The following is a 23,094-nucleotide window of genomic DNA, read 5'->3' as shown; positions in this document are numbered from 1 at the left end:
TGACAAGCCCGTCCACGCTCACCACCTTGCTTACAATGCAAGCACAGCATCCTTCAGGATGATTAACAACAGTATAGATAAGTAATTTTAAATCGCCCCCTATGTGCTTCAGCCCCTCATTCTCATGTTTTTTCGTAAGATTTTTACCTTACAAGACCTAGTTCGCATAAAAAATAAAGCAGAATGACTGGCATTTTGTGTGAAAAAATCGGCGATTTGATAGCACAAAAAAAAATTAAAACAACAGCTAAGCCTTGAATATTAAGGAAGCAGAGGCACACTGCCCTGCAAAGAATCAAAAAATCGCAGCACGAAGCACTGGAAAAGCAAGCCATGACAGGTTTCCTGCTGCTTCATCGTTCAGTTAGAATAGGACTTTGTGTTAATGACTGGATTACAGGCTCATGTTGACAGGTAGTCTGGTGGCGATTGTCACCCCCATGTTCGAGGACGGAAGCCTCGATTTCGCGAGCCTTAGAAAACTCGTCGACTGGCATATCGAACAAGGTACCGACGGCATTGTTGCCGTAGGGACCACGGGAGAGTCGCCGACGGTTGATGTAGACGAGCATATTGAAATTGTTCGTGTGGTTGTTGAGCAGGCCGCAGGCCGCGTGCCGGTCATTGCAGGTACAGGCGCCAACTCTACCCGTGAAGCCATCAATCTTTCACTGCGGGCAAAAGCCGCAGGTGCAGATTATGGTCTTTCCGTTGTGCCCTACTACAACCGCCCTACTCAGGAAGGGATGTATCAGCACTTCAAAGCCATTACCGAGCAAAGCGAGCTGCCGACCATTTTATATAATGTGCCGGGCCGTACCGTTGCTGATTTATCCAACGATACCGCCTTACGCCTAGCCGAATTACCCTTTATCGTCGGCATTAAAGACGCCACAGGTAATTTGGAAAGAGCTGCAGATCTGGTTAAGCGCGCGCCCAAAGACTTTGCGCTTTATACCGGGGATGATGCTTCAGCCATGGCGTTTATGCTGATTGGCGGGCACGGTGTCATTACCGTAACAGGCAATATCGCCCCAAGACAAATGCATGTAATGTGCAAAAAAGCCATTGCTGGCGATGCAGCAGGTGCCCGTGAATTAAACGATCCGCTGCAAGACTTGCACAAACATTTATTTATTGAAGCAAATCCTATTCCTGTGAAGTGGGCTGTAGAGCAGCTTGGTTTGATTAAAGCTGGCATTCGTCTGCCCCTTACCCCCCTTTCACAAGGCGCGCAAGCCATCGTGGCTCATGCCATGGCCGCAGCCGGACTGACCCACTGAGAAGATGCCAATAATGCTCCAGATGAAAAAATCCTCACAACTCCTCGTCATGAGCCTGTGCATTGCCATGGCAGGCTGCACTACGGATCAGCTTTTGCTGCAAAAGAAAGTAGATTACCGCAGCGGGAGTGACAATATTGGTAAAAACAATCTTGAACTGCCGCCAGAATTAACCGCACCAGCAAGCAACAACCACTTTACTGTGCAGCAAAACACCGTTTTAAGCAGTGTGGCGCCTGCAGTGGCTAATCCATCACAGGCTGTTTTAGAAGCAGGCAGCCGCGCCAGAATCGTTCAAGCGGGCAATCAGCGCTGGTTAGTCGTGAAGGGTGACCCTGAAAAACTTTGGCCAGAAATCCACGAATTTTGGCTTGATAACGGCTTTTTGCTGACACTGGATAACCCGGCCATCGGCATTATGGAAACAGACTGGCTGGAAAACCGCGCCAAGCTGCCTAAAGACTTGGTATCACGGATGCTTTCCAAAATATCCGATCGTATTTTGTCGACGGGCGAGCTGGATCGCTACCGCACCCGCGTAGAGCGCGGCAGTGAGCCTGGCACCAGCGAAATCTACATCTCTCATCGCGGGATGATGGAGGTGTACAGCAAAGATGGCAGCAGCGACTCCGCTGCCACACTCAGCAAAAACAGCGACAACACCAAAACCATCTGGACACCTAAAAAGCCTGATCCTGAGATGGAAGTTGAAATGCTGTCCCTCTTGCTGCAGCGCTTTGGCCTTGATCAGGAAACAGCAAAAGCCGTTGTTGCCAAGCCTTATCAGGCACCTGCAGCGGCCAGCCTGATTGAAAACGGCAAGGCCTTGTCGATTGCGGATAACTTTGACCGCGCATGGCGGCGTGTTGGCCTGGCGCTGGATCGCTCCGGCTATGTGGTTTACGACCGCGACCGCAGCAAGGGCGTTTATATGATCCGCCGTGCTGATACCGATATCGCGGGTGAAGACAATAGCAGCATCTTCAGCAAACTGGCCTTCTGGAAGAAAGACGCAACGCCGGAGCAAAAACAAGCCAGCGAGTATGAAATCCACTTAACAGAAGGCCTGAAGCAAACTAAGCTGACTGTGACTTCTAAAAACAAGAGCGATGATAACGGCAAAATTCTTTCTGCACTCCTGAATGAATTGAAGTAAGCCCCCGCCGCACCGCTCAACCCATGCCCGCTGCTTGCGGGCATTTTTCTTTACCTTAAGGCAACACCCGCCATGCTTAATTCAAGACCCGTTCCAAAAATCACCACAGCCGAGGGCGATCCTCAAGCTTGCCCTAAGTGCGGCTCCAAGCCCGAAGTTACCAAAGCCGGATCAAACCGCTGCTGGGTGCAATGCTCTAAATTCGGCAAAAACGGCAATTGCAGCGCCATCTCCCAGCAAGGCACAACCAAAAAAGAAGCCATTGCTTTGTGGAATAAGCTGAAATAAGCAAATAGTTTTTTTATTTGCAAACAGTGGAAAAACACAATAACCACGCTCTCTGCGTAGGGCTTCAAAGTCCCCTTGAAACACGCCGGAGCGAGGAACAAGCGGGGCGGGGTTTCTTTGATTCTGTTTGAGCGAAGCGAGTCCCGCAGCCGCCGACTCGATTGGACCGCAGCAGGGGCCTTCGTGGTTTTGAGTTTGTCGCTTCGCTTCCTTTATTGGCGAAGCAAGAAAGGAAGGCCCCGCGGTGGCTAACCGCACCTAAATCAACGTGCCGAAGGCACTATCTTTTTGATTTTACTTAACTCACATAGGAGTTCACCCCTACGACAACGTGACGCTTGCAAAACATAATAAATATCTTGCAGCACTAATAAACAACACCCATCATCAAATCGCCAAATCGCCCCCGCCCCCAGCTTTAGCCGTACAATCTCCCCATGAATACTATCCCTCCATTTGCCCATCTCACGCCCGATTGCGTGATGAACGCCATCGACAGCCTTGGTCTGCCTTGCGACGGCAGGCTGCTTGCGCTTAATAGCTATGAAAACCGTGTCTATCAAGTAGGGCAAGACGACGGCCCGCCGCTGGTGGCTAAGTTTTATCGCCCAGAGCGCTGGAGCCGTGAAGCGATTTTAGAAGAGCACGCTTTTACCCTAGAGCTATTCGAGCGCGAGCTACCGGTTGTGCCGCCGATTATTCACCAGGGCAGCAGCCTGCATACTTTTGAAGGCTTTCAATTTGCGATTTTTAATAAACACGGTGGCCGCGCGCCAGAGCTGGAATCGGCGTCAACTTTAGAATGGATGGGGCGCTTTATTGGCCGGATTCATGCCGTGGGCGCGCTCGCCCCCTTTGTTGATCGCCCTGCGCTCAATATCGAAACCTTTGGCACCGGCCCGCGTGATTTTCTGCTTAGCCACGACTTTATCCCCGCCTCGCTTAAACCCGCATGGGAAAGCGCGGTTGCCCTTGCGCTCGATGGCGTGCGCCGCTGCTTTGACAGAGCGGGTGACGTCACCAATATCCGTGTACATGGCGATTGCCACATTGGCAATGTGCTGTGGACCGACGCTGGCCCGCACTTTGTAGACTTTGACGACAGCCGTAGCGCGCCTGCCGTACAAGATTTATGGATGCTGCTGTCAGGCGAGCGGCAAGAAATGAGCCGCCAGCTGGTGGATGTACTGATAGGCTACGAAGACTTTTGCGATTTTGACCCAGGTGAGCTGCATTTAATTGAAGCGCTGCGCACCCTGCGCCTGATCCACTACTCCGGTTGGCTGGCCCGCCGCTGGCACGACCCGGCTTTTCCTGCCGCTTTTCCCTGGTTTAATACCGAGCATTACTGGCAAGACCGCATCTTAGAATTACGCGAGCAAATCGCCTTGATGGATGAGCCACCGCTGGTGGTTTAAAAACATTGCAAGGCGGACACATGCTTTATGTGCAGGCGGTGTATCTTTTGCAGGTTGGGTTAGCGGGCTTTATCGCGTAACCCAACATTCTTTTGCGCCTAAATGTTGGGTTACGCTAGTTTATCCACCCTTAAATGGGCGAATAAACCAGCTAACCCAACCTACAAAAGCGTCTGGATTGGGTTTCTCCTGCCCTACGAATAATCCAATGACTTGCAAACGAGCAAGTCACATGACAAATACGCATCACGGCAACGAAACAACTGCCCATTAAAATTGGCGTAAAGACCTCCCCCTAGCAAGCTATCCTCACCCCCTTCACCCAAGTTTCCACAACTTCCAACTCGGGTGTAATCACAGCAAAGCTCGCTTTTTTGCCGATTGCAATGCTGCCTAAATCACTTAAACCTAATGATCTGGCCGGATTACGGCTGGCAAGAGCCCATGCCCGCTCCAGTGGCAAGCCCAGCCAATCTTTAGCGTGGCGCACCGCATCAATCAGATGCAGCGTACTGCCTGCCAAACTACCCGCCTCGGTGCGCACGACACCGTTTTGCATGGTTACAGACATCTCGCCCAGCTGATAAGAGCCGTCTGCCATGCCGGTTGCGCGCATGGCGTCGGTGATCAGCACTAAGCGCTCTTCACCACAACAGGACAAAGCAATTTGCACAGCCGCAGGATGAACATGGTGTCCGTCGGCAATCATTTCGATATCACATGCTGAGGTCAGCCCCGCGCCCACCACGCCAGGGTCGCGATGGTGCAGACCGCGCATGCCGTTATAGCAATGCACAATACCCTGAGCGCCCGCATGCAGAGCTTGCCGCGTTTGATCATAGCTGGCATCGCTATGGCCGATCAGCACGCGGATGCCCTTACGGCGCAGCCAGGCAATAGCCTCATCCGAGCCCGCTAATTCAGGCGCAAGCGCTAAGGTATGCAAAGAATCACCGGCAATATCCAACCAGTGCTGCAGCTCGGCGATATCTAAAGGGCGCATCCACTGCACCGGATGTGCACCACAGCATTTGGCAGTGAAATACGGGCCTTCCAGATAGCTGCCGATCAGCTCGGCCCCCGGCAAGCCCCGCTCGCGGCTGGCTTTTACCTCCCGCAGCGCAGCTTCAATCGCAGGCAGCGGCGCAGTGACCGTGGTGGCTAAAAAAGCCCCTACGCCAAAGCGGGCAAAGTGCATCGAGATCTGATCAAACGCCTCGCTGCTGGCATCCATAGTGTCAAAACCTGCAGCACCATGCACATGGCTATCAATCAAAGCAGGCATCAGCCAAAGCGGGCCCAGATCAAGATCAAACTCGCCCTGAGGCACGATGGCGGCGATCAGGCCTGCGGCGTCTATCTCCACCACCGCATGCTCCAGCCAGCCCTGCTCAGTCAAAACGCGTGCAGCACGCAGGCGTAGTGATTTACAAGGCATCGGCTGGCTCCGCCCGTTTGCGGGCAAGGCGCTCAGCAAGGCTAACCACCCCACTTTTGCCTGCTGTGACCAGCCGTTGGCGAAACTCGGCCACATCGCTGATTTCATCGCGCTCAAACAGCATTTCGGCAAACATTTGCAAATTCAGCCCGGCCACCACTTCAATATTGCTACGCTCCTGCGCAATAGTTGCCGCTATCCTGAACGGTGAGCCCCCCAGCAGGTCGCAAACAAACACCACGCCCGCTCCCTGATCCACAGCGGTCAGCGCCTGCCTTAAAGAAGCATCAAGCACCGCAGTGCTATTGCCTTCAGGGAAATCCACCGCAATCAGCTGTGCCTGCTCGCCAAACACCTGCACAATCGCTTCATAAGTACCGCTGGCAATGCGGCCATGACCTGTCAAAATTAAGGCAATCATTTTCTCATCCTTTAAAGCTGCAGCGCCTGCCTAAACCCATACGCTGCAGCGTGTGATTACAAGAAACCAAATAATTTTCCAGCCAGACCCAACAACACCGTTACGCCAATCAGCTTCACGGGTGAATAGCCTTTTTTCATCAGGGCAAACATCAAAAAGGTGAATACCAGCGGCAAGAGATTAGGCATCAGCTTATCGAGCACATCGGCTTGCAGCGCAATTTTGGCCTTACCCGCATGAATTTCCAGCTGCGTAGACAGCCTGACATAAGACGCCACCAGCGCACCAATCACCGTCATCCCCACAATCGATGCGGCATGCGATATTTTCCTGGTATTGGCTTTTAATGCACTGATCGCCCCCAGCCCAGCCCGGTAGCCATAATGCGCCAGTCCAAAGCGCAGACCAAAGTGCAATGCGTTAAAGAGCAGTAGAAACACAATGGGCCCAAACAAGCTGCCTTCCAGCGCCAGCGCAGCACCAATCCCTGCACAAATCGGCAGCCAAGTCAGCCAGAACATCGCATCGCCAATCCCGCCCAAAGGCCCCATCAGCGCCACTTTGACAGCGCGTATGGTGGAGATTTTTTCCTTGCTCTGCTCCATTGCCAGCACAAGGCCGGATAGAAAAGTCACATCAAAGGGGTGGACGTTAATAAATTCCATATGCATCTGCGCGGAATTCTTTAAGTCTTCTGGGTTTTTATGGATTTTGCGCAGTGCAGGTAAAATCGTATACAACCAGCCCCCCGCCTGCATCCGCTCGTAATTAAACGAGGCTTGCAGGGCCAAAGAACGCCAGGCCATGCGGTTAATGTCTTTTTTAGTGAGCGGCTCGGCAGGGTCGGTATCGATATAGTCATCGCGCTCAACATGGCTGGTAGCGAGGGCCTGCTGCATACGCAGCTCGGCTTTGGCCGCATTTGCGGCTTCAGTATCGTTAAATCCCATCTTCCACCTCCACATTGCGGGCAGCCTGAGGCTGTGCGCGGTTTTGATTAAAGTAATCGGCCATTGCAATGGCTAAAGCGCCCAGAGCCACCGCCAGAATCGGCAGTTTCAGATAAGTCACCGCCACAAAACCCATAATGAAATAAGCGATGTAATTGGTTTTCAGCATGATTTTCATCAGCAGCGCAAACCCAATTGCTGGCATCATGCCACCCGCCACGCTCAGGCCATCCAGCACCCATTTTGGCGCTTTTTGCACCACGGCCCCTGCCGCTTCTGCCCCAAAGTAAATCGGCAAAAAAGCCACCACAAAATAAAAGACAAAGAGCGTGATCATGCCGAGGTAATTGACCCACTCGATGCCACGCCAGTTGCCCCGCTTCACCATCTCATCGCATTTGTGCATCATCGGCGAAAACGTAGTGAAGAGCACGGTAATACAACCCTGCACCGCAATTGAAAACGGCACCGCTACGCCAATTGCTACCGTGGGCTCGGCCTTGGTCAAAATGGCAAAAGCCGTGCCGATAATCCCGCCGATCACCACATTGGGCGGCTGCGCCCCGGCCAGCGGCACCATGCCCATCCAAACCAGCTCTAAAGTGCCGCCCACCAGCAAGCCGGTTTGCACATCACCTAAAATCAGCCCCACCAAAGGGCCAATCACCACGGGCCGGTGCATATGCGTCAGGCCGTCAAATAAATCGACCCCCGCCACACCCGCCAACAGCGCAATCAATAAGGCTTCAAATAGCATGATTTCAATCCTTACAGCAGTTTAGAAACAAGATCACCCGATTCATCAGGCACCCGACGAATTTCGCAAACCACCTTAAGGGCAGCCAGCTCGCGAAAAGCTTGCACATCGGCATCGTCCACCGACACTGTTTTATGAATTTGGCGCTTTCCTTCGGCAAAATGCATATTGCCCACATTCACGTCATGAATCGGCACGCCACCCTTCACCAGCGTCAGCACGTCCTGCGGTGTTTTACACACCAGCAAGATCTTTTGATGCGCCGCCGCTTTATGAATGACCTCTATGGTTTTTTGCAGTGTGAAATAGCGCGTTTGCACTCCTTCGCTCACCACCATATCCATTAAGTTTTGCTGTACCGGATCGGCCGCCGCGGCATCATTGGCCACCAGCACCAGATTCGCCCCAAGGCTGCCTGCCCAGGTCACTCCCACCTGACCATGCACAAGCCGGTTATCAATACGGGTAAGTAAAATATTTGGCCCAGCCATGACGTGCTCCTTGTTTTTTAATTATTTCAGTGCCTTCGGCACGTTGATTTAGGTGCGGCATCCCCGCGGGGACTTACTTTCTTGCTTCGCCAAGAAAGTAAGCAAAGAAGGCGACCCCGACCAGCACGAAGGCCCCTCACTGCGGATAATCGAGGCGGCGTCAATTCAACTCGCTTCGCTCAAACACGAATTGACGACTACCCCGCCCCGCTTATTCCTCGCTTCGGCGTGCTTCAAGGGGAGATTTAAGCCCCATGCCACGTGGAGATAAGCGAGAGACCACTAGGCTTGAAAACATTCAAAAACTCAAAAACAATTCAATTCAAGCCTTGGTTTACTCCGTGAAACTCCGTGTCCTCTGTGTTCTCTGTGGTTAAAGATTTAGGTTTTCGCGGCATACCATCAGTGAGTTAAGCCGGATAGGGATAAATTTTTACGCCTTGCACCACGCGGTTTACTTCGCCAGTTGGGCAGGGGTTATCGGGGGCCAAACCCAGCGCTAATGAGCATTCAAAAGCAAAGAGCTGGGCAAACAGCAGATAAGGCAGTGATAAATACAGCTCATCTAGGCATGGAATGGTGACTTCAGTCAGTGGCAGGTTGGCGGCGCTTTTCGGGCCTAGGGCGACAAGCTGCTGAGCAATGCCATTGGCGATGACTTCTGCCTGAAAATCATCGTCGTAGCGGCGGGTATAAGAATCCGCCGCAGCCATAAACATCACCACGCAGCTGTGGCTGTCGATCATAAATTTGGGGCCATGACGCACGCCTAATGTGGAATCAAAACGCGTGGCGATTTTCCCGGCGCTCAGCTCCAGCATTTTTAAAGCAGCCTCTTCTGCCAACCCCGCCATTTCGCCACTGCCAAGGTAAATCACCCGCTTAAAGCCCATGCCTGCCAGCGCTTTGGCTTGCGATGCCCAGCCCGCCAGCTGTGATTCGCAAAAGGCCGCCACTGTTTCGATTTGCTCTTTGGCACGGCTTAATAAAATGCCCGGCGTCAGCATCATGGCCGCAGCCACAAACATGCAGCTGAAGCTGGAGGTCATGGCAAAGCTTTGATCGTTTGCGCCTTCAGGCATTAGCACACAATAAGCATGGGAATTACCCTGGCTGTATTTCGCCAGCTCGCCTTCAGGATTACACGTCAGCACTAAATGACGGCAGTAAGGCAAAAGCTGATTAGCCAGATTGACCGCCGCCACACTTTCCGGGCTATTGCCTGAGCGGGCAAAAGACACCATCAGCGTAGGACGGGACGGGTCCAGATAGGCGAGTGGCTGGCTAACAATATCGGTGGTCGAAATCGCCTCGGCAGCAAGACCAAAAGAGGCCCGCAGCCATGGCTCTAAAGTGCGCCCTGCAAAAGCAGATGTGCCAGCGCCGCAAAGGATAATCCGTAAATTAGGCGTGGACAGCACATCCAGCATCCATGCCTTCCACGCTAATTTGTCCTGAATCAGCCCTGTCATCAGCTCGCGCCAAAGCCTGGGCTGCTGGCTGATTTCACGGGCAGTGTGCACAGCACCATGGTCGGCAAGCACGCTTTGCTCATAGTTGAGGTAGTTCATGATTGTGCCTCCATGCCGCAAGCACGGGCGTAGAGCTGAGTGACTTCCATGATCTTATCGACCACCCATGCTTCAGGCTCGGCAGGCAATAAACCCGCGCTGATTTTTTTGGCCTGCTCAGGCAGGTATTGGCTGATTAAGGTAGGCAGCGGCGGCTGGCGGCGTAAATTATCAAAGAGTTTTGCTGCTGCCGCGCTCACTTCAGGATGCGGCCAGTAATAGCGAATCCGGTCAGACAAGCTGTAATTGCGATCCAGATACTGCTGATGCCCGGCCTGATCGTAATAAGCCAGCCAGTAATCCGGCTCTTCTTTCATCACTTGAGTGAGTGTGTCTTTTAAATGCGAAGCGGCAAATTCACCGATGGCTTCGCGCTCAATTGCATCCAGCGCAAACATCGCCTCACGCAGGGCAAATGTTAAGCCCGGGCCTACTTTTAAAATGGCAAAGTGATCCTGCACCAGCTCCCGAAGCGAGGCCTCTGTTTGGTAATCGGTAGAGTGCGCCTCAAATACCAGCGCTTCTTTGGCAATAAATGCACTGAGCGCGGTGGCTTTATCACGCTGATAACGCACCACCTTATGATGATCAAACTCAACGCCCGGCTGTACCACCATGGCAATCACCCTGGGCCAAGCTGCCGCGCAGCCTGCTTCGGCAAATACCTGCTGATGCACGGCCAGCGTTTGCGCTGCGGCCGCTGGCGAGGTGACTTCCACAGCATCCAGCGATTCTTGCGCGCCGCCCGGCACCGGCACTTCGGTACCAATCACATACACAGGCGCTTCCCCCCCTACTGTTTGCCAGGCGCCTTCAGCCACTTGGCATAACGCTGCGGCACGCTTAGCCACCGTGGAATCGCTCAGTGGCACAGGGTCCCCCGCGCACGACATCGAGCAATCCAAATGAATTTTGCGAAAGCCTGCCAATACATAGGCACTGACCATTTCGGCAGCTTTAGCCATGGCCAGAGCTGCGGGCTCTTTTTGCCAAGCATTCGGTCCTAAATGATCACCGCCTAAAATAATGCGCGCCTTTGCAAATCCCACTTTATCGGCAATTGCAAATACATATTCTTTAAAATCAGCTGGCTTCATGCCGGTATAGCCACCAAACTGATTAACTTGGTTAGAAGTGGCCTCAATTAAAATATAACTATCATTTTGCAGGCCCTGCTGTAATGCAGCTTCTAAAACCAACGGATGGGCAGAGCAAATTGAATAAATACCATTAGCCTGCCCTGCTTTATGCTGCGCTATCATTTCTATTAAATAAGACATAAAGGCTTACTCCTTTAAAAAACTTTATTCCGCCACAATCACGGTTACGCCCATTTGCGTTAATGCCTGCCGGTATTCATCGCTGATTCCGCTATCTGTAACCAGAATATCGACCTGTGGCATTTTGCAAATCACACAAAAACTACGTTTGCCAAATTTACTGGAATCAGACAATAAAATAATCTGATCGCAAGCGGCCAGCATGGCGCGATTAAGCTGTGCATCTTGCGCATTGGTGGTGCTCACCCCTGCTAATAGATCAATGCCATCTGCGCCAATAAATAATTTATTAAAATGATGTAATTTAACCGCCTGCTCAGCTTCTGGCCCACACAGTGAATATGAATCTGCGCGCAAAGTGCCACCGGTCATCATGACGGTAAAACGCGGATCGGCCACTAATTCGCTGGCTAAATTAAGCGCATTGGTCATTAAGGTGATTTTTTTATTGCTGCCAATATAGCGGGCCAATAAAGCCACGGTAGAGCCTGAATCCACAACAATTGAATCACCGTCTTCAACTAAATCTGCAGCCCTACGGGCAATTAATTGCTTTGATTCTGAGCGGATATTTTCTTTTTCTCTGAATTCCAATTCAAAAGAAAAATTCTGTGAAAGCGTGGCACGGCCATAAGAACGGCGAATACAACCACTTTGCTCTAATTCATCTAAATCGTGCCGGATAGTAACGGTAGAAACACCTAATTCCTGAGCCAGAACACTGACATTACAACTTTCATGCTGGCGCAATAAATCAACAATTCTTTCATGTCGTTTTTGCATGTTTTTTATAGGGTAATTGGGCATGGCAAGCTCTGCTTTTATTCATTCACTGCTTGTAAAAAAACCTGAAGACAACAAGGAAGTGACTCGAATTTATTCCTACAAAGCAAAGGGTGTCAACGCATTAATTTTCGACTTCAAACCACTCAATTTTCGACTTAAGCGAGAGTCGATAGTGATAAAAAATGATGATATGTAGTATTAATACATAAGTAGGCAATATAAAACCGGATTTAAACCTTGAAAAAATAGCGAAATATAACAAAAACACCAGAAATGAAATAATACTACGCAGCATACAAAAAACCAGCCGCAACAAATCAGACCCTCACAATGAAAGAAGATCGAAAGAACTACATTTTTATCGCTTTCGTTTTAGCCCGTTAAAATGCTGCTTTTTGCAAAAATAAATCAAAAAAAACGCGGCCAGGCCGCGTTCAAATTGATTTATTTTCAAAGCTTAAAAATCGTGAAGCACTGAATTTTACTTCATAGGAATTTTCACATCCCCTGCCGACACAGCGGTTACGCTATTTTGCGGGCTGCCATCGATTAATTTATCAGAGTACGTCAGGTAAACCAGCGCATTACGTTTGACATCCACCATTCGCACCACTTGCACCGATTTAAAAAACAACGAGGCAGATTCTGAAAACACCTCTTCTTGCTGCGGCAGCGGTTTTTTAAACACCAATTTACCGATTTGCCTGCAGGCAATCGAGAATTCAGCCTTATCTTCAGCCAAGCCCAAAGAGCCTTTCACGCCCCCCGTTTTAGCCCGTGACATATAGCATGTTACGCCTTCTACCTTGGGATCATCATAGGCATCAACCTGCACACGATGATTGCGCCCTATCAGCTTAAACGCCGTGGTGACCGAACCCACTTCTTCGGCAAGACTAAAACTACTGATCATTAAACCTAAAAAACACAGCGCCCATTTACCCATTAAAGCTCTCCATTTTCACCCAAGCACCCGTTTCGGCACTTTGTTGAGCTGCTTCCAGCAGCTGCATAATCATCACACCTTCAAAGGGCGTGACCGGATTTTTGCCAACACCCAGCGCCGCATCACGCACTGCTGCGTAATAAGCCGCATATTGCCCAAGCGGCATGACAATCTCTTCACTTTGGGTTTGATCATTCACGCTATGGTGCAATAAACCCGGCACAGGATCGAGGCCAAAGCCTGCGGCATCTGGCAACAGCCCTGCTTTTAGCTGAGTTTCTTGTACATCCAGACCCTGCTTGCTAAAGCTTGCTAGGCTGCCATGCAATACATAGCGCGGCGCGCCACCGCTGACTAAGCAGCTGGCAGACAGCTTTACCCGCATCGTTGGGTAACGCAGCAGTACATGAAAATCATCCACGGCCTGAGCGCCTGCACGGCGCATTTGCAAATCGGCAAATACCGCCTGCGGCGGGCCAAACAACTGCAGTGTCTGGTCGATTAAATGCGGACCCAAATCAAACCACAGCCCGCTGCCCGGCTCGGCACTTTCGCGCCAGCGATCTCTGGTTTGCGGGCGATAGCGATCAAACTGGCTTTCAAACTGCGTCACCTCACCAAGGCGACCACTGGCCAGCAGCGCTTTTAAACCTAAGAAATCAGCGTCCCAGCGGCGGTTATGAAAAATAGATAATACTTTGCCAGATACCTGTGCCCGCAGCGCCAGCTCTTTAGCTTGCGCCAGCGTTAAAGTAAATGGCTTATCCACCACCACATGCTTACCTGCATCCAATGCCTCACAGGCCAGCGGGTAATGGCTGGCATTGGGCGTGGCCAGCACCACCAGATCAACCAGAGGGTCATTGATCAGCGCCATGGGATTGGGCAGTACAGCGGCTTGCGGGTAACGATCTGTCACCAATTGGGTCTGGCTTGACGCCACAAAACGTAAATCCAAACCTGCCGTAGCGGCAATCAAAGGGGCATGAAATGTTTGCCCTGCATAACCAAAGCCCACCAAGCCAACCGCTAAATTCTTTTGCATTTTTTTTTACCTCCAAACCGATGGCTAAGCTTACCCTAGGAATACAGAATAAAAATGCAATCTTTCACTACTGCACAGCAAGATGCACATCACTTTAGCTCATAATAAAGAGGCTTAGTTGCCTTGATAGAAAGCTAAACCCCAAACCACAGAGTAAATCTAGGAGACAGAGCCTAAGGAATCATTAACAATGATCTGCTCCCAGCAAGCCATAAATCAAATGGAAACGCATGATCAGCATTCACTCGCATATCGATGACATTGCCGCAGCAGATTGGGATGCGCTGGCAGGCAAGCAGCCTTTTATAAGCCACGCCTATCTTGCTGCGCTTGAAAACACCGGTGCAGTCAGTGAGCACAATGGCTGGACGCCCTGCCATTTAGCGATCAGGGATGCAGATCAGCAATTAACCGCAGCCATGCCCTTATATAGAAAGACGCACTCCTACGGAGAGTATGTATTTGATTGGGCATGGGCAGAGGCTTACCAGCGCCATGGATTGGATTACTATCCCAAGTTAATCAGTGCAATTCCCTTTACACCGGTTACCGGGCCAAGATTACTGGCTCAAACAGAGACCACCCGAAAACACTTACTGGCCGCGGCCATTGCCATTGCGCAAGAATCAGGCGATTCATCGTTTCATCTTTTATTCCCTCCGGCTATCGAAGCCAGCTTAGCGCAAGATAACGGCCTACTTAGCCGCCACGACGTACAGTTTCATTGGCTACGCGGTGATTGGCGGGATTACGCTGATTTTAGCGATGCGCTCACCCGGGATAAGCGCAAAAAATTACGCCAGGAACGGCGTAAGGTCAGCGATGCAGGGGTGAGTATTATTCGTAAGCGCGGCAGCGAGATCAGCGAGGCCGATTGGGCTTTTTTCTACCGCTGCTATAGCAATACTTATCTAGAACACCGCTCCACACCCTATTTAAGCTTGGCGTTTTTCCTGCAAATCGCCAACGCCATGCCGCAATCCTGCCTGCTGGTACTGGCTTATCAAGATGGCCAACCCATTGCAGCAGCACTCAATATCATCGGCCCAGATCGGCTTTATGGCCGCTATTGGGGTGCGGCTTGGGGGCCTGCAGGCTATGTGGGCAATCTGCATTTTGAGCTGTGTTTTTATCAAGGAATCGAGTTTGCACTGGAAGCGGGCTTAGATGCTTTTGAGGGCGGAGCACAGGGGGCGCATAAATTAGCTAGGGGATTTGTACCTGTCGCCACTCAGTCGGCTCACTGGCTAGCCCACCCTGGCTTTAGTGATGCCATCGATCAGCATTTAAACAGGGAACGAGAGGCTGTGGCCAGCTGGCAGAGCGAGCTGGAACAACACAAACCGTTTAAACCAAGCCCAAGCCAATAAGACCATTCACTTAAGCGGTTTTGCTTGAGCTCCCCCCTTTTTCTAAGGGGAAAGCAAAATCGATCCCTTAAGTGAACGTCATTAGCCAAAGCCTAGGTATTTTGCTTAACCCGGCCTGAACTGTTGATGGCAACGGATACAAGCATCTTCGACTGCCTTATACGACGCACGGATACGATCTTCCTGCCCGGTTTGCGCCGCAGCTTTTAAAGCGTTGCTCTGCTGCTGCATATTGTCTGCGGCGGCATGAAAATCAGCAGAGTCCGATTTTTGCTTGGCATCAGACTGATTATTTACCGTGAATTCTGCAAAATAAGCCCATGGTTTTGTTGATTTTTCTTGCAGCTTAATTGCTTCTTGCAACACGCTATCCGCTTTATAAGGCTTCGCCCCTGTCAACATGGCATTAATCGCCTCACGCGATTTAAGCATTTCTTTGAAAGTCGCTTTTCTAAGGGAAACCGGGGAGTGAGGATCGCCGCGCTGGCACGCGGTTAAAGCCAGTAATGTGAGTAAAACAAGTGTAAATCGTTGCATAGCAGCCAAATCATCAAGAGCAAAAGGGGAGCATGATACTCCCCTTTGCCCGACTCAAAATACGCATAAATAATTGAAAATGAGCTTGGAAGCAGGCTTGGCGCAATTTCACCAGCCCACTCAATACATCCATAGGGCATGATCTATCATCATGCCCACATACCCTTAATCAGTAATGGTTAAATCAAGGCTTCCCGCTTTTACCTTAATTGTTTTAACACTGCTTACGGCTTTTTGCGGTGCAACACTGCCTTCTAAACGACTGATTTTTCTAAACTCTGCCTTCAAGCCCTCAGCCGTTAACTCAAGCACCGTGTAACCCTGTGCATCGGTATCGGCATATTTAATCCATGGATTATTCACTACTGGTGCGGTGCCTGCAGTCTGATTGGCAAAGGGATTGAGGCGTTTCACCACTTCGGCGGCAGGCACTTGTGCCGTGGTGATGCCCATTGCGCTGGCCAGCTGCTGGGCAATCATGCCATACAGTGTTTGCGCCGCCACCGAGCGCCCTGCGGCTGCAAGCGCGGCAATTTGCCCGCCAATCACCGTGCCCATATTGCCTGCCAGCGTTTCGTTAAAGGTATTCACTGCCGTCGCCGACAGGCCCGCCGTAGCTGTCACCGCTGCCGCTGGCAATTTACCCGCCGCAATCGCGCCCTTCACTGCTGCAGCAATCGCAGCGGTATTGCTTAAATCTGTAAGCCCCGCTTGCATGGCCACGCCTGCCGAGATCATTTGAATGGCAATCCCTTCTGCTGCGGCTTCCGAAGTAAACACGAGCGGCTGCACCGCGGCAAAGCTCTTGTCGCTAACCGCTTTTACAAAGTAGCTATAAAAAGAATCGCTACTGATGCCTGCGGTGACTAAATCGATCATCACCGGCTTGCCGCTGGCGTAATCGTCATACACTTGCCCGGCGTAGAAAGAATGAATATCGCCAGTAATCGCCACCACGTTTTTGATTTGATTGCTGCTCAAAAACTGCATCAGGGCTTTGCGCTCGGCGTTGTAGCCATCCCACTGATCGGCGTTCAGGATAATTTCGGTCTGGAAATCTTTAGGCGCGGCCGTGAGTGATTTGCCGTTTACACACATTTTAAGCAGCGATACTTCATTGCCCCACAGCTTCCAAGTGGCGGTTGAAGCCTTCATGGTGCTTTGCCACCAATCACGCTGGGTTTTGCCGAGAATAGACACTAGGGCCAGCTCATCACCCGATGGTTTAGCTGCGGCTATTTTTTGCGCTTCAGCGCCTGCCAGTACGGCGGTCGGCACCATATAGCGCGAACCAATCGAGCTGCCCGCAGCGGCTTCAGGAATCACATGGTCGGCGCGGTAAAGACGCTGATCGGTCATCACCAGATGCAGCAATTTACCAAAACGGAAATCCCGGTAAAGACGGATGTTCTGGAAGCCTTTATCCGTGATATCAAACTTTACATCGGCAGGCATAAATTCAAACCACGCCTGATTGGCGCTGCGGCGGCGCTCAGTTTCGTGCTTATTATCAGCTTTACCCGTTTTGGCATCGAAGCTGCCATTATCGTAAGTGGTGGAGTCCCCCCAACAATCATCAGAAAATTCGTGATCATCCCAGATTGCAATCATGGCAAAGCGCTCGTGCACCGACTGCAAGCGGGCATCTGAGCGATATTGCTTATAAAGCGTGCGGTAATCGGCCGTGGTATTGGCAAAGCGTGCGCCATCTTTACCATTTTTGAACGGGCCATCGGGTAGCTTAATCGCTGTGTGAGCAGCCTCTACTGCGCCCTTTTGGAAATCTTCACCGACGGTTTCGTAGATGTAGTCACCCAAATGCACTACAAAATCCAGCTCTTCACTGGCCAGAGAAGTAAAACCTGCCCAGTGATTAATACTCCAGTCCTGGCAGGATAAATAAGCAAAGCGCAGCTTGTTCACATCCGCATCCACCGCAGGAGCCGTCTTAAAGCGCCCAACACGGCTGATACTGCTGCCTGCAATAAACTGGTAGAAATAGGTCGTCGCAGGTTTTAAACCCTCAACCTTGTGGCGAATCGTGTGATCCCAATCGGCTTTTGCGCTTAGTGTGACCTCATGCACTATCGTACCTGCCAGCGGCTTATTGCTGCCCAGAAGCGCTGACTGATCGCTGCTGCTGATCACAAGGCGCACCGCAATATCCGCAGCCTTGGCAGAAACCACATCATCCGCATCGGCCGGCACAACACGGGTCCACAGCATAATGCTATTAGCAGCCGGATCGCCCGAAGCAATACTTTGCGGGAATTTACAAGGAAGGGAAGGAGTCAGTGGCAAGACAGCATCATCATCGCTGCTGTTACACCCTACAAGCAACGCAGGGCCTACAGTTGAAACAGTAACAAAGCCGGTCCACTTTAAAAACTGACGACGATTCATGCTGCGCATCCAAAAGAGTAAGGTGTGCAACATAGCCCAACAGTATGACAATCAAATTAAAACAATTGTTTTATATATAAAGCCAGTCATCATTTGTTGCCATTAAGGCACTTGAGTATCACCCACAATAAGCCGCGGATTCAGATCGTATTGCACAGGAATATCCTGCAATACCTTTCCCTTTTGATGCATTAAAATAATTCGCGCAGCCAATATACCTTGGGCACGGTAATCCCCTACTGTTCCTACGCTGCAATGATAAGGAATAAAAGCCTCAATACTGCAAATCGTTGCAATACGCGCATCATTAAGTGCCTGCATTAACTCCGGTGCAACTGAAATCAGATAACTATCTGCCGGAATAAAAACGACGCTCTCTTTAGCGACTTGCTGCAAACGGGCCAATTCAGTTTTAAGCAGCGCTTTATCAGGGTTGATTCGCCATGTTTCTAATGTCCATTGATAATCTGCCGCCACAGCCTTTAACTGCTCTCCAATTAATTGCGTATTTCTCTCTCGGGGATTCACTGGCAGCAACATTTTGCTGCCTTTAGGCAAAAACTTTCGGGCATTACTGATTTGCAGTGGCAGAAAAACCATATTACTCACCCCAGCCACCATTTTATTCTCTTCTTTAACGACAGAGACAATCCCCGCACCAATCGGATCTGAAACCACATTAAAAATCAATGGCTTGCGCCCAGATAAAAAGCTTTTACTCATTAATGTCGCTGTCGTACCAAAGCTGTATACATAATCATATGATGCAAGATGAGGCGCTAATTGGGTCCGTAACATCGTCGCTAATTTTGTCCGGTCCTGATTTGCATCAAAAACGACAATCACGGTTTTGAAACCCAGCTTTTTTAGCTCATCACGAAAGCCCTGCTCAGCGGCGGTTTCACCCCGCCACAGTACCATCGCAATTTTAAGTGCATGGGCAGAAACGGGCACCAGCATCAAGCAGCAACAAAACAAAATTCGCATCATCACAGGCACCCGAAAAAGCGCTTACACTCCAACCAACTTAGACCATATCCACCACATCACCCACCTGCACTTAATATTAAGTCAAGCACGACTTCCCCTGACCCCGTACGTTTTATCATGCAAAAAAAACCGCTCAGACTTTCATCTGAGCGGCTGATTCTGAGTTAAGCAAGTTACAAGGTCACTAGGACGCTGTCTGAATATTGCTGATTTTGTACACGTCCCCGGCCTTGCGGGATGGATGACAGCAATTTGCGGGTGTAATCGGCAGTAGGATTAAGATAAATGGCATCCGCATCGGCCTGCTCCACCACTTCGCCCTTATTCATCACCATCACCTGATCTGAAATATGCTTCACCACGGCCAGATCATGCGAAATAAATAAGTAAGACAATTTAAATTCATCTTGCAGATCTTGCAGCAAATTCAATACCTGCGCCTGCACCGATACATCCAAGGCAGAGACCGATTCATCACAAATCAGAATTTCCGGCTTCATCGTTAGGCAACGTGCGATGGCAATCCGCTGGCGCTGGCCACCCGAGAATTCATGCGGATATTTCGCCAGCGAATTCCATGGCAGGCACACTTTATTCAGTAAATCACGCGCCAATTTAATGCGCTCACTGTCATTTGCACCAATGCTGTGCAATTTCATGGGCTCGGTCAAAATTTGCTCAACCGTAAAGCGCGGATTTAAAGACGCATAGGGGTTTTGGAAAATAATCTGAATACGGCGTTTGTATTCATTAAATTCACGCGGGCTCATGGCAAATAAATCTTTGCCATTAAAAAACGCTTGGCCGCTAGTGGCTTGATGCAAGCGCACCAGAGTTAAACCTACCGTGGTCTTACCCGAGCCCGACTCACCCACAATACCCAGCGTTTTGCCACGCGCCAATTTAAATGACACATCTTTCGCAGCATGGAAAACACGCTTACCAAACAGGCCTTCACGCGATTCAAAAGATTTACCGAGGCCTTTCACCTCCAGCACAATCTCATCATCCGCTTTATAACCGCGCTCCCGATTTGCAGGCTCGGCATAGCCACCCGGTTTTAGGAAATCATCGATTACGGCAAGGCGCTCTGGGCGGCGATCCAAGTGCGGGCGGCAAGCCAGCAGCGCCTTGGTATAGCTATCTTTAGGCGCGTCAAAAATTTGCTCAACCGTACCCGCTTCACGGATTTCACCGTGACGCATCACCACTACATCATGGGCAAACTCGCCCACGAGACCCAAATCATGGGTAATAAACAGCACCGACATGCCGTGCTTTTTTTGCAGATCAGCAATCAGTTGCAGAATTTGCTTTTGAATCGTCACATCCAGCGCCGTGGTCGGTTCGTCTGCAATCAAAAGCTTTGGCTCGCAAGCAATCGCCATCGCGATCATCACGCGCTGCTGCTGCCCGCCCGACAATTCGTGCGGATAGTTTTTGGCTTTCTTTGCCGGATCAGGCAAGCCTACTTCGGTCAGCAACTCTACTGCGCGCTTTGCCGCTTCACGGCGACCTAAGCCAGCGTGCAGCATCAGGGTTTCTGCCACCTGATCGCCCACGGTAAACACCGGATTTAAAGAGCTCATTGGCTCTTGGAAAATCATGGCAATATCTTTACCGCGCATTTTGCGTAATTCGCTGCCGCTTAAGCCCAGCAGATTACGTCCTTCAAATAGAATCTGGCTGTCTTTGCTGACTTCGGTATTGTTGGGCGGCAACAACTGCATAATCGCCATCGAAGTGACAGACTTACCCGAGCCCGACTCGCCCACCAAAGCCACGGTGCGGTGCTTAGGGATATCAAAGCTCACACCCTTGATCGCGTTAAAACGCTCGCCGTCTTCCTGGCGGAAATTAACCACTAAATTACGTACAGACAGCAGTGTTTCAGTATTTTGGGACATGTCGCGCTTCCTTATTTCACTTTTGGATCAAGCGCATCGCGCAATGCATCCACCAACAGGCTAAACGCCGTCACCAGGACAGACATCGCAATCGTGACCGCCACCATTTGCCACCAGAAGCCTTGCACCAGCTCAGCCGGTGATTCAGCCAGCATCGAGCCTAGGCTTACCTGACGCACACCCACACCAAAACCTAAGAAAGACAAAATCGCTTCGTACTTAATCAGCGCAACCGTCATCAAAGAGAACTGCACCAGAAGTAAATGGCTGATGTTTGGCAGAATATGCACAAACATCCGGCGTGAATGTGAAGCGCCAATGGCATTGGCTGCCTGCACATACTCACGGTTTTTCAGCTTCATATATTCGGCCCGTACAAGGCGGTAAGTCCCTGTCCAGCTGGTCAGTGCCATCACGGTAATAATCGTAGTGATACCGCGGCCAGAAACTGCAGCGAAAGACAGCAGCAAAAGCATATCAGGCACAGAAGTAAAGATACTGTAAAACCAGGTTAAGAAGTCATCAACCTTGCCACCAAAATAACCTGACACCGCGCCAAGGGCTGTACCTATAGATAAGGCCAGAATGGCACCAAAAATACCAACAAAAATCGAGGTTGATGTGCCTTTAATGGTTTTTTCAATCACATCACGGCCACGTAAATCCGCACCAAAAGGCAAAGTTTCACGCTTAGGCGGGCTGTTATCTGCATACTTGCCCACATTTTTTTGCGCCGCAGCCAGCTCTGCGCCAATTGGGTCTTCTGCGGGCAGCATGGTTTGAATTTCTTTTCCTGCTGCTGCCACCGAATGTTTGCTAGGCGGCAGTTGCTCATCTTTGCTCTTGCTAATCCATGAAGGCGGCGCGTAAGGCACAGCCACTTCATCGGCCCAATGGCTGGCCACCACATTGACCCAGCCACCCACGGCAATCAGTAAATAAGCCACCACAACCCACAGCGCAATAAAACCCACCTTATTACGCTTAAGCCGCTGCCAGCCTAATGCCCACAAACTTTTAGAAGCCGTTTCTGTCTGCAGACCCGGCATTGCTTCAACAATTGCATTCATTTCCATACTCCGGGTTTATTTAAGCTGAACACGTGGATCGATTAATTTGTAAACCAGATCGGCCAGCAAATTAAAAATCATCGTGGCGATTGCAATATAAATGGTTACCGCTTTAATAACCGGGAAGTCACTTTTATTCACGGCCAGTAATACTTCATTACCCATACCCGGAATACCAAAGAAGCTTTCCAGAATCAGCGCACCCATCATTAAAAAGGGCAGCGACATCATGACCGTAGTCACCACTGGAATCATGGCATTACGCAATACATGCTTAAGCATGATTTTTTGCTCGGATAAGCCTTTAGCACGCGCAGTACGCACATAATCATTATTCATTTCTTCAATAAAGAAGCTGCGATAAAAACGAATATCCGGGCCAATTGAAACCAGCAAGCCCATTAATAATGGCAAAGGTACGTAAATCAATAAATTAGTAAACAGAGAATCACCCCAGCCCCGCACGGGAAACCAAGCTAATTCATAAGCCAATACATACTGCCCTACCACGATATACACTAGGGCACTAATCGACATGGCCACCGTGCACGCAATCGTCACCACGCGATCTGTTAATCCACCACGGAAATAAGCCACAATGGCAGCCAATGGAATAGACACTAATAAACTCACCACCAGCAAGGAGCCAGTTAAGGTAAGCGATGGCCCAATCCGGCTGGCAATCATATTTGAGACGGGCTGCTGTGTAGACCATGACGTACCAAAATCTAATGTCAGCACCTGCTTTACAAAGATAAAAAATTGCTCAGGCAAACTCTTATCTAAGCCCAGCTGGCTGCGAATATTATTTAATACTTCTTCGGTTAAATGTTTCCCCCCAAGAATCAGGCTTGGGTCTCCCCCTACGACAGAGAATAAGAAAAACACCAGCAGCATCACCCCGAATATCGTCGGGATCATTTGTAAAACACGGCGAATAATATAGGCAAGCATTATTTTTCCTTGGCCACAAAGCGATCAGTATTG

Annotated in this window: 21 protein-coding genes; 5 read left to right on the top strand and 16 right to left on the bottom strand. The window is 50.4% G+C overall.

Annotated elements, in window-relative coordinates; genetic code table 11:
* The first annotated feature begins 404 nt into the window (after positions 1-404).
* The 4 genes from dapA (at position 405) to DYD62_RS08460 (ending at position 4,145) form a co-directional block, all read left to right on the top strand.
* The gene (gene dapA, locus DYD62_RS08475) at positions 405-1,283 is read left to right on the top strand and encodes a 4-hydroxy-tetrahydrodipicolinate synthase (protein ID WP_115226922.1); all 879 of its coding nucleotides are present in this window, start codon (positions 405-407) and stop codon (positions 1,281-1,283) included.
* A 13-nt stretch (positions 1,284-1,296) separates the two neighbouring features.
* Positions 1,297-2,439: an NlpB/DapX family lipoprotein gene (bamC, locus tag DYD62_RS08470; protein ID WP_165928605.1), complete on the top strand. Its 1,143-nt coding sequence runs from the start codon at positions 1,297-1,299 to the stop codon at positions 2,437-2,439.
* A 72-nt stretch (positions 2,440-2,511) separates the two neighbouring features.
* A complete protein-coding gene (locus tag DYD62_RS08465; RefSeq protein ID WP_046353191.1) occupies positions 2,512-2,727 on the top strand; it encodes a Lar family restriction alleviation protein in 216 nt (71 codons plus the stop codon).
* Positions 2,728-3,164: 437 nt separating this feature from the next.
* Entirely contained in the window at positions 3,165-4,145 is a 981-nt protein-coding gene (locus tag DYD62_RS08460) for a serine/threonine protein kinase (RefSeq protein WP_115226920.1), read from the top strand.
* 295 nt (positions 4,146-4,440) lie between these two features.
* Here the strand turns inward: DYD62_RS08460 and nagA are convergent, their stop codons facing one another.
* From nagA to DYD62_RS08410, 10 genes are all read right to left on the bottom strand, one after another.
* Positions 4,441-5,583, bottom strand: coding sequence for an N-acetylglucosamine-6-phosphate deacetylase (nagA, locus tag DYD62_RS08455; RefSeq protein ID WP_115226919.1), 1,143 nt, complete (start codon positions 5,581-5,583; stop codon positions 4,441-4,443).
* Positions 5,573-6,004 (bottom strand): PTS galactosamine/N-acetylgalactosamine transporter subunit IIA, encoded by a 432-nt coding sequence (gene agaF, locus DYD62_RS08450; protein ID WP_115226918.1) that lies wholly within the window; start codon positions 6,002-6,004, stop codon positions 5,573-5,575. Before agaF ends, nagA begins: the two co-directional genes overlap by 11 nt.
* Before the next feature lie 56 nt (positions 6,005-6,060).
* Positions 6,061-6,954: a PTS system mannose/fructose/sorbose family transporter subunit IID gene (locus DYD62_RS08445; protein WP_115226917.1), complete on the bottom strand. Its 894-nt coding sequence runs from the start codon at positions 6,952-6,954 to the stop codon at positions 6,061-6,063.
* On the bottom strand, positions 6,944-7,711 hold the full coding sequence (agaW, locus tag DYD62_RS08440; protein WP_099397194.1) for a PTS N-acetylgalactosamine transporter subunit IIC: 768 nt from the start codon (positions 7,709-7,711) through the stop codon (positions 6,944-6,946). The genes DYD62_RS08445 and agaW overlap by 11 nt, the downstream gene beginning before the upstream one ends.
* 11 nt (positions 7,712-7,722) lie before the next feature.
* A complete protein-coding gene (agaV, locus tag DYD62_RS08435; protein WP_115226916.1) occupies positions 7,723-8,202 on the bottom strand; it encodes a PTS N-acetylgalactosamine transporter subunit IIB in 480 nt (159 codons plus the stop codon).
* Positions 8,203-8,612: 410 nt separating this feature from the next.
* A complete protein-coding gene (locus DYD62_RS08430) occupies positions 8,613-9,773 on the bottom strand; it encodes an SIS domain-containing protein (RefSeq protein WP_115226915.1) in 1,161 nt (386 codons plus the stop codon).
* On the bottom strand, positions 9,770-11,053 hold the full coding sequence (locus tag DYD62_RS08425) for a D-tagatose-bisphosphate aldolase, class II, non-catalytic subunit (protein WP_115226914.1): 1,284 nt from the start codon (positions 11,051-11,053) through the stop codon (positions 9,770-9,772). The genes DYD62_RS08430 and DYD62_RS08425 overlap by 4 nt, the downstream gene beginning before the upstream one ends.
* Before the next feature lie 24 nt (positions 11,054-11,077).
* Complete coding sequence (gene agaR, locus DYD62_RS08420) at positions 11,078-11,860, bottom strand: transcriptional repressor AgaR (protein ID WP_115226913.1); 783 nt, start codon at positions 11,858-11,860, stop codon at positions 11,078-11,080.
* 460 nt (positions 11,861-12,320) lie between these two features.
* Positions 12,321-12,785, bottom strand: coding sequence for a CreA family protein (locus DYD62_RS08415; RefSeq protein ID WP_115226912.1), 465 nt, complete (start codon positions 12,783-12,785; stop codon positions 12,321-12,323).
* On the bottom strand, positions 12,778-13,830 hold the full coding sequence (locus tag DYD62_RS08410) for an oxidoreductase (RefSeq protein WP_115226911.1): 1,053 nt from the start codon (positions 13,828-13,830) through the stop codon (positions 12,778-12,780). The genes DYD62_RS08415 and DYD62_RS08410 overlap by 8 nt, the downstream gene beginning before the upstream one ends.
* Before the next feature lie 230 nt (positions 13,831-14,060).
* On the opposite strand from DYD62_RS08410, the gene DYD62_RS08405 reads away from it, so the two are divergent.
* Positions 14,061-15,200: a GNAT family N-acetyltransferase gene (locus DYD62_RS08405; protein WP_115226910.1), complete on the top strand. Its 1,140-nt coding sequence runs from the start codon at positions 14,061-14,063 to the stop codon at positions 15,198-15,200.
* 105 nt (positions 15,201-15,305) lie between these two features.
* On the opposite strand, the gene DYD62_RS08400 is transcribed toward DYD62_RS08405, so the two are convergent.
* The 6 genes from DYD62_RS08400 to DYD62_RS08375 form a co-directional block, all read right to left on the bottom strand.
* Complete coding sequence (locus DYD62_RS08400; protein WP_132038614.1) at positions 15,306-15,737, bottom strand: c-type cytochrome; 432 nt, start codon at positions 15,735-15,737, stop codon at positions 15,306-15,308.
* Positions 15,738-15,902: 165 nt separating this feature from the next.
* Complete coding sequence (locus DYD62_RS08395; protein WP_115228246.1) at positions 15,903-18,140, bottom strand: alkaline phosphatase D family protein; 2,238 nt, start codon at positions 18,138-18,140, stop codon at positions 15,903-15,905.
* A 102-nt stretch (positions 18,141-18,242) separates the two neighbouring features.
* Entirely contained in the window at positions 18,243-19,130 is an 888-nt protein-coding gene (locus DYD62_RS08390; RefSeq protein ID WP_207916322.1) for an ABC transporter substrate-binding protein, read from the bottom strand.
* A 173-nt stretch (positions 19,131-19,303) separates the two neighbouring features.
* Positions 19,304-21,037 (bottom strand): ABC transporter ATP-binding protein, encoded by a 1,734-nt coding sequence (locus tag DYD62_RS08385; RefSeq protein WP_115226908.1) that lies wholly within the window; start codon positions 21,035-21,037, stop codon positions 19,304-19,306.
* 11 nt (positions 21,038-21,048) lie between these two features.
* A complete protein-coding gene (locus tag DYD62_RS08380) occupies positions 21,049-22,107 on the bottom strand; it encodes an ABC transporter permease (RefSeq protein ID WP_115226907.1) in 1,059 nt (352 codons plus the stop codon).
* 15 nt (positions 22,108-22,122) lie between these two features.
* Positions 22,123-23,061, bottom strand: a complete 939-nt coding sequence (locus DYD62_RS08375; protein ID WP_115226906.1) for an ABC transporter permease — start codon at positions 23,059-23,061, stop codon at positions 22,123-22,125.
* Positions 23,062-23,094: the final 33 nt, after the last annotated feature.

This window comes from Iodobacter fluviatilis (assembly GCF_900451195.1).
GTDB classification, from domain to species: Bacteria; Pseudomonadota; Gammaproteobacteria; order Burkholderiales; family Chitinibacteraceae; genus Iodobacter; species Iodobacter fluviatilis.
Note: the sequence above shows the minus strand (reverse complement) of the source record. Positions and strands in the feature narration are given on the sequence as shown.